General features: G+C 27.7%; 8 protein-coding genes. 4 read left to right on the top strand and 4 right to left on the bottom strand.

Annotated features, from left to right (window positions below):
- Positions 1-94 precede the first annotated feature (94 nt).
- The 4 genes from MBORA_RS07430 to aroA all read right to left on the bottom strand — a co-directional run bounded on the left by MBORA_RS07430 (position 95) and on the right by aroA (position 3,447).
- Positions 95-352 (bottom strand): hypothetical protein, encoded by a 258-nt coding sequence (locus MBORA_RS07430; RefSeq protein ID WP_063720479.1) that lies wholly within the window; start codon positions 350-352, stop codon positions 95-97.
- Positions 353-503: 151 nt separating this feature from the next.
- Positions 504-1,466 (bottom strand): cysteine synthase A, encoded by a 963-nt coding sequence (gene cysK, locus MBORA_RS07425; protein WP_042694639.1) that lies wholly within the window; start codon positions 1,464-1,466, stop codon positions 504-506.
- Positions 1,467-1,495: 29 nt separating this feature from the next.
- Entirely contained in the window at positions 1,496-2,131 is a 636-nt protein-coding gene (nth, locus tag MBORA_RS07420; RefSeq protein WP_063720478.1) for an endonuclease III, read from the bottom strand.
- Positions 2,131-3,447, bottom strand: coding sequence for a 3-phosphoshikimate 1-carboxyvinyltransferase (gene aroA, locus MBORA_RS07415; protein ID WP_042694635.1), 1,317 nt, complete (start codon positions 3,445-3,447; stop codon positions 2,131-2,133). Before aroA ends, nth begins: the two co-directional genes overlap by 1 nt.
- A gap of 113 nt (positions 3,448-3,560) precedes the next feature.
- Between aroA and MBORA_RS07410 the strand changes: the two genes are divergently transcribed.
- From MBORA_RS07410 to MBORA_RS10630, 4 genes are all read left to right on the top strand, one after another.
- Positions 3,561-3,965: a PH domain-containing protein gene (locus MBORA_RS07410; RefSeq protein ID WP_042694633.1), complete on the top strand. Its 405-nt coding sequence runs from the start codon at positions 3,561-3,563 to the stop codon at positions 3,963-3,965.
- A 163-nt stretch (positions 3,966-4,128) separates the two neighbouring features.
- Entirely contained in the window at positions 4,129-4,383 is a 255-nt protein-coding gene (locus tag MBORA_RS11215; protein WP_042694631.1) for a hypothetical protein, read from the top strand.
- A gap of 155 nt (positions 4,384-4,538) precedes the next feature.
- Complete coding sequence (locus tag MBORA_RS11390; protein WP_332870914.1) at positions 4,539-4,985, top strand: DDE-type integrase/transposase/recombinase; 447 nt, start codon at positions 4,539-4,541, stop codon at positions 4,983-4,985.
- Between the two features lie 1,498 nt (positions 4,986-6,483).
- Complete coding sequence (locus tag MBORA_RS10630; RefSeq protein ID WP_156482705.1) at positions 6,484-6,627, top strand: hypothetical protein; 144 nt, start codon at positions 6,484-6,486, stop codon at positions 6,625-6,627.
- The last annotated feature ends 1,210 nt before the right edge of the window (positions 6,628-7,837 follow it).

Here is a 7,837-nt window from a genome sequence, read left to right as displayed (position 1 = left end):
ATATTATACAACCGAAAATCAGTTAATTAACTTATTTAAAGATAAATTTTATGAAATTATTGGCTTCAAATCATTTTATGAAAATTGGCTAAACCTATATGGTAAAAATTTTTAGAGAAAAACTATAAAAAAAATCATATTTTCTAGAATAAGTTCCATTTTTAACAACATCATGAGACTTACACTCAGGACAAACAACATTTAATGGTTTAAAATACTTTTCACCTTTTCTTGTGGAAACAAAAAATGAATCATCAATAGATTGACACCCAATACGAGTTTTATCCTCATTAGTACGGAATCGAGAAAACTCCGGAATCAAATCGGAAAGTTTAAATTGTTTATCAGACATAGTACTAATTTGAAGCTTTTATATTTGATTTAAACATATTAATATATTAGCTTCATCTAATATATTAAATTTACTACTTTTAAATTAAAAATAAAGAAAAATAAAAAGAGAAAAAATCTCAACACGAAAATTTAATAAAAATTCAAATCACTTAAGTTTTTGAAAGTGCCTCAAATAACCAATCAACAGATAAATATCTCTCACCATTATCAGGTAGTATTGCAATTATTCTTTTATCTTTATTTTCTTCTCGTTGAGCTAATTCTAATGCTGCCCATGTAGCAGCACCAGATGAAATTCCAGAAAATATTCCTTCTTTTTTAGCTAAATTGACTAAAGTTTCACCTGCATCCTCATTAGATACTGGAATAATCTCATCAACTACATCAGCATCATAAATAGATGGAACAAAACCTGCACCAATACCTTGTATTTTATGAGATCCTTTTTCACCCTTAGCTAATGTTTGAGAGTCTTTAGGTTCTACTGCAACAATTTTAACATTAGGAATTACTTTTTTTAATGCTTTACCTATTCCAGTAATAGTCCCTCCTGTTCCAACACACACAACAACTATATCAACATTTCCATCTGTATCTCTTAAAATTTCTTGAGCAGTAGTTTTAGAGTGAATATCAACATTAGCAGGATTATCAAATTGATGTAAAATAATTCCCCCTGAAGTTTCTCTTTCAAGCTCATCAGCTTTTTCAATAGCTCCACCCATTCCCTTTTCTCCAGATGTTAAAACAATTTCAGCACCAAAAATAGCCAATAGTTTCCTTCTTTCAATTGACATTGTTTCAGGCATTGTTAAAATTAATTTATAACCCTTAGCTGCAGCTGCAAAACCAAGACCAATACCTGTATTACCACTAGTAGGTTCAATAATTACAGAATCTTTATTTAATAGTCCTTTTTTTTCAGCATCTTCAATCATTGAAACAGCTACACGGTCTTTTATACTCCCTGTTGGGTTAAATGATTCCATTTTTACATCAACTTCGGCATCTAAATTTTTAGTTAAATTATTTAGTTTTACAATAGGAGTATTTCCAATTGCATCCACTACACTATCAAGTACTCCTCTTTTTAATTCAGGTATATTTGCCATATTATCATCTATTTACTATTTTATTTAATTCAAACTATAATTAATCCATTAAAATAATCACAAATATCAGTGCAAGGACAAATTTCACATTGAGGTGAAGTTGGTTTACAGATATTTTGTCCAAATTGAACCATTAAATCATTTAATTTAATCCATAAATCACTAGGAGCAATTTTTGTAAGTTCTTCTTCAGTTTGATCAGGATTTTTAGTATCAACCAAACCAAGTCTATTTGAAATTCTATGCACATGAGTATCAACTGGAATAGCTGGAAGTTCAAATGCAAAAACTAAAACACAATTTGCAGTTTTACGACCTACACCTGGAAGCTCTACAAGTTCTTCTAAGTTATTTGGAACTTCACCCTCATATTGGTCAATTAAGATTTGTGAAACTTCCTGAATTCTTCCTGCTTTTACTCGATAAAATCCAGCAGGTTTAATTAATTTTTGAATATCCTCAATAGGTGCATCAACAATCTCATAAATATTTTTATATTTACTAAATAAATTATTTGTAGCTTGATCTGTATTTTCATCTCTTGTTCTTTGAGATAAAATAGTTCTAACTAAAACTTTATATGGATCTTTGTCTAAAAAGACTCTAATTTTAAAAATACCTTCTAAATATTCAATAAGTTTAATCACTCTTTCTTTTTTATTCATCATACCAACTCTAAATTAAAACCAATTTCAGCCATTTTTTCTATAAAATTAGGGAATGATACATCAAATACTTCCCCATTTATAATTTCAATATCGTTTTTAAGACCAATTAATGAAAATGCCATAGCCAATCTATGATCTCCATATGAATCCACAATACCTGAATTAACTCCACCAGTAATAGACATTCCATCTTCAAATTCAACTAAATTACAACCTAATTTTTCAAGTTCACGACAAGTAGTATCTACCCTATCAGTTTCTTTAACTCTTGCATGACTAACTCCAGTAATATTAGACGTTCCATTAGACATTGCGGCAAGGACTGCTACTGTAATCAATAAATCTGGAGCATCAGATAAATCAACATCAACAGCTTTTAAATCACCATTAGATGAAATTTCAACATAATCATCATATCTAGTAATATCAACACCCATTTTTTCCAATATATCTAAAATTAATTTATCACCTTGTTTAGAATTTTTAAATAAATTTAATATTTTAGCTTTACCCCCATTAATAGCTATACATGCAAGTAAATATGAAGCTGATGAATAATCCCCTTCCACTATATAATCACAGGCCACATAATCTTGTTTTTTAATTACAAACTCATCAATCTTACAACTTTTAAATTCCTTATCACAAGATTCATGTTTTAAATAATATTTTTTTAAAACATTTACTCCAAATTTTCCCATTATATCAATAGTCACATTAACATAAGGTTTTGATTTAAATTCTGGAAGAACAAATAATGTTACCCCTTTATCTGAAAGAGGAGCAGACATTATAATTGAAGATATGAATTGTGAACTTACATTTCCCAAAATATTAGTATCACCACCAACATAACCTGGTTTAATCAAAATTGGGGCTTTACCATTATTATTTAAAGATTCTGTAGTGATTCCTAAAGGTATTAACGCATCCATTAAAAGATCCATTGGACGAGTTTTTAAAGAGTCATCCCCAGTTAAAATAACTTCATTATCACAAAGACTAGCTATACTTGTCATTAATCTTAAAGTAGTTCCTGAATTAGCTAAATCAATTACTTTTGTTTTTGAATTATGTAACTTAGCTGAAGTTCCAAGGACTTCTAAATAATCCTCATATTGTGTAATTTTAGCTCCTAAAGCTTTACAAACATTAATAGAAGCAAAAGTATCTTCAGACAAAAGCACATCATATAATCTTGAAGTACCCCTAGCCAAACTAGCTAAAATAATAGCCCTATGAGAATAACTTTTAGAAGGTGGTGCTTTTACAATCCCTCCAATATTAGAAATATTTTTTACCTTAAGAATCATTTTATCATTTAATTGTTTATTTAATAATACTATTTAATTATGACTCAACATCATAAAAACATTAACAAAATTTATATACATTAAATGTTAAAAAAAGAGGTATAGGTGAAATTATGGGATTATTCGATAAAGTCGTAGGTCATGCCGAAGTAGGTGGTGACGTAAGTATAGTAAATGAATACTTGTTTGAAAATGAAGAAATCATACAAACTTTCACATTTTTAAGAGATTCGATTGTTTTAACAAATCTTGGAATTTATGTAATTGATGTGCAAGGATTAAGTGGTAAAAAAGTTGAAGTTAAATTCTTCCCTAAAAAAACTATTAAAACCATTTCATTTGAAAGTGCAGGAACCCTTGATTTTGATGTAGATATCAAAATAGGTGTTGATAACAATCCAACTATCCTTGCCGAAGGTGGATCAGTAAGTATGCCAATATCATTTAAAGTTCCAAAAGCCCAAACAAATGAAGCTAAACAGATTATTCATCTTGTAAAAAAACATTATTTAATATAAGAGTAGTTTAAACTCTTAATTTTTATATTTGGCTCTTTCAAAAACTTGTGTGATTTTGATTTTCACTAGTTTTTGGGTCACGAATTTTTTTTGTTCTATTTTTTCTTTATTTTTAATTTAAAAGTAGTAAAATTAATATATAAGGTGGAACTTAAATATTAATATGTTTAAAGACAATATTAAAGCTCCATATGAATGTATGGAGTTAAAAGAATATAAGCTTTTCGATTTTATTCCAGAGTTTTTTCTGAATTCCGCTAATTTGATGATTTTTCCCGATTTGGTTGTGAAAATATTGTTGATAATCTTATTAGACTTGAAAAAAGAGGTAAAATCTATTTTGAAAATAGAATTAGTATTTGTCCATGTTGTAAGTCAAAAAATACTGTTAAAAATGGAATTTACTAAAGAAAACTAATTTTTTTTTAAGAATTGGAGAACAAATTTGCACTATTCAAAAATATAAATGTAAAAAAATGCATTAAAGTATTTTATACTGATTTATCATCACTTGTTTATTCTAATTCAAATATTACATTACCTGTTATTGATTGTATTGGAAATTTATATTAAATTTATGGAGCAGGACTCCATAAAATACGATTTGACTTAAAAAAACAACACAACATCGAAATTTCATATCAAAGCATAGAAAACATATTATTAGCATCTAATTATCAATTTAACTATCAGAATTGGACTTATTCTAGTTATTGCTTATTTGACAGTCTTTGGGTTAAAATTAATGGAATTTGGAATTATGTTTTAGCATTATTCGACGTTAAATTGAATACTTTGGTTTCAGTCAAATTAGTCGAATCAGAGGATTTTAAGACCATTTATCAATTCTTAAACGAATCACTAAGAAATCAAAAGAAAATATCAATAGGAACAGACTTAAAATACGAATATCGGGAAGCCATAGGTAAACTAAAAGTAAAACATCATTTCTGCAAATTTAACGTAAAACAAAACATAAACAAAAGATTTAAAGACTATTTCGACAAAAAGACCAACTAACAGACGAAGAAAAAGAAATATTAACAGATTTAAAACTAGACATTTATAAAATAATTGGATGTGAAAACACTCAATGATGCTAAAAAAAACTACGTAATATCTTGATTGATAAAAAATACCCTCAAAACAACTTCACAAACAAAAATCCTATGGAAATTCATCATACCCTACTTTAAAAAATTAACGAACCACCTTTAAAACACGAATATTCCATCCACAATCAATAAAATCGAAAAAATATTCCAAAAAATATTCCCAAAACACATAAAAAAGAACAATGAAAATAGAATTAGGTCTTTTAAGCCGATTCATGCTAAAACTAAATTATTGAACATAAAAAATGAAAACAGGATGGGACATGACTCTCATTAATTTTTAAAATTTTTTTCGCTTATTTTTCCTTTAATTTTATATACTATGAAGTAAAATCTTTTATTATAAATATTAATATTTATGGTTGTTTTATTTATGGTTTTAAAAGATGATACTGTTAATCAGATTATGTTGGTGTCTATGGACTTGAGTAATTTGATTCCTGAAGGTCATCCGTGTTATTTGTATTAAAAATGTGGTTGATTAAATTGATTGTTCTGAAGCTAACAAGGAGTTTTTCGTGATAAGCTTGGTGAACCTGTTTATCCTCGTGAAATGTTGCTTAGGATTGGTTTGGATGAGTGTTATTTGATGGTGGATTGTCTTCTCCTAATTGAGAGAAGAACAAGAACTGATATTTTTCTTATATGTACTTTAGCAGGCATGCAAAAGCCAGTTTATAGGACAATTTTATAAGATTCAAATTGGATTATACCTGATTTAATTGATGAATCTTTTAAAACAACTTTTAAAGATTTGCAAAAGAAGAAAATCCGCCATTTAGAGTTTTAGATGGAACTAAAGTAAAAACATCTTTAAAAAATAATAACCAATGAACAACAATTAAAAATAATCATGGAAAGAACACTTTGGAAGAAAAGTATTATAAATTGGATCAAGAAGAAGATTTGGAATTGGGCGATGAATCTGGAAAAATTAGTGTTCCTGAATCATATTAACAAACAAAGAAAAATTCCAAGAAACAGTAAGAGAAAATCAATAAATCCTTTGAAAAAATGATGTAGACCAAAGATAAATTGAGAGCTTTAAGTAAAAAAAACTTCTTAAAACAATCCAGAAGAAAAATCCTGGAAAAAAATTTATAAAAAAGCTTGAAACACTCGAAGAAAAGCTTAAAGAATTCTGGAAAAAATGATGTAATTAAGTGTAAGTGATCCAGATTCAAGATTTTTATGATTAATAAAAAAAGAGGTAAAATGGGGAATTTGGATTACAATGGAGAGATTGCTGTAGACTCACATAAAGGAATAATCCTAGCATCATACATAACAATACAATACAACAGACCATTACGAACTTGTTCCATTAAATGGAACAAGTACAATCAAATTTAACAGGAATATAACGATGAAAATGCCTGTTAATTACCAAGTAAGTGCAGATAATGACTATTCAACAGATGAAAAACACAGAATATCTTGAAAAAACATGGACTTTGACGGTTACATATCCTCACGAAAACTCTCAAGAAAAAAGAAAAAAAATAGTAAATAATTGTCCGAAAAAAAACCATTTTTCCAAAGATTAATTATCAACTATGATCACAAAATGATGACCTATATCTTCCCCCATTGGTCAACCACTATAGAAAAAAAAAGCGAATACCAATACAAAAACAAAAAAAGAATCACACATTGGACCCAAGAATGCAAAAACTGCCCAGTACAAGAATATTGCAGTAAAAACACAACGATACAGAATAATCAGTGACTATGGAAAACATTTCCAAAAAAAATAAAAATGCAAAGAAAAATGGAAAACCACAGAAGCCCCCAAAAAAATCTACAAAAATACGCTCAAAAAAAACAGCAGAAACTACCATTTACAAACATGAAACAAAACATACACCTAACAGAATTCACAACAACAGACTTAAAACAAATAAATACAGAGTTTAAACTATACACAATAAGACACAACTTAAAAAGAGAATATACAACGAAATAAACAATAGAAAACAACTGAAAAAATAAAATTATTGCAAAAAATTTTTAAAATAAAAAATTCTATGAAAAATTAAAAAATTTCATGTCCCATCCTGCTTGAGAGTTTTCGTGAGGATATGTAACTGTCAAGGTCCATGTTTTTTCAAGATATTCTGTGTTTTTCATCTGTTGAATAGTCATTATCTGCACTTACTTGGTAATTAACAGGCATTTTCATCGTTATATTTCTGTTAAATTTGATTGTGCTTGTTCCATTTAATGGAACAAGTTCGTAATGGTCTGTTGTATTGTATTGTTATGTATGATGCTAGGATTATTCTTTTATGTGAGTCTACAGCAATCTGTCCATTGTAATCCAAATTCCCCATTTTACCTTTTTTTTTATTAATCATAAAAATCTTGAATCTGGATCATTTATACTTAATTACATCATTTTTTCCAGGTTTCGGCTTTGTTGAAATCCTATATTTTACACTTGAAATTTCACATCGGCTTTGTTTTTTATGATGTTAAAATTCGTGTTTTTCTTGTTTTAGTATATAATTCTTTTTATTTTTTTTATACTTGAAATATTACTGATTATTTTTTAAAAATAAGTATTAGTAAGTTATTTATAGTTAAATGGAGAATATATATTATTATGAATCAAAAAAACACACATTCTTCAAGTATACTTAGGTTTTCAGAGCATAAAAGTCTTTTGGATTTTGGCTTTAAAAAGCAGACAAAAAAATTTTTCAAAAAATATGAAAACGCATGTAAAACAGATAATAAGCATAATGAATTGATAAA

It is taken from the genome of Methanobrevibacter oralis, assembly GCF_001639275.1.
GTDB classification, from domain to species: Archaea; Methanobacteriota; Methanobacteria; order Methanobacteriales; family Methanobacteriaceae; genus Methanocatella; species Methanocatella oralis.
Note: the sequence above shows the minus strand (reverse complement) of the source record. Positions and strands in the feature narration are given on the sequence as shown.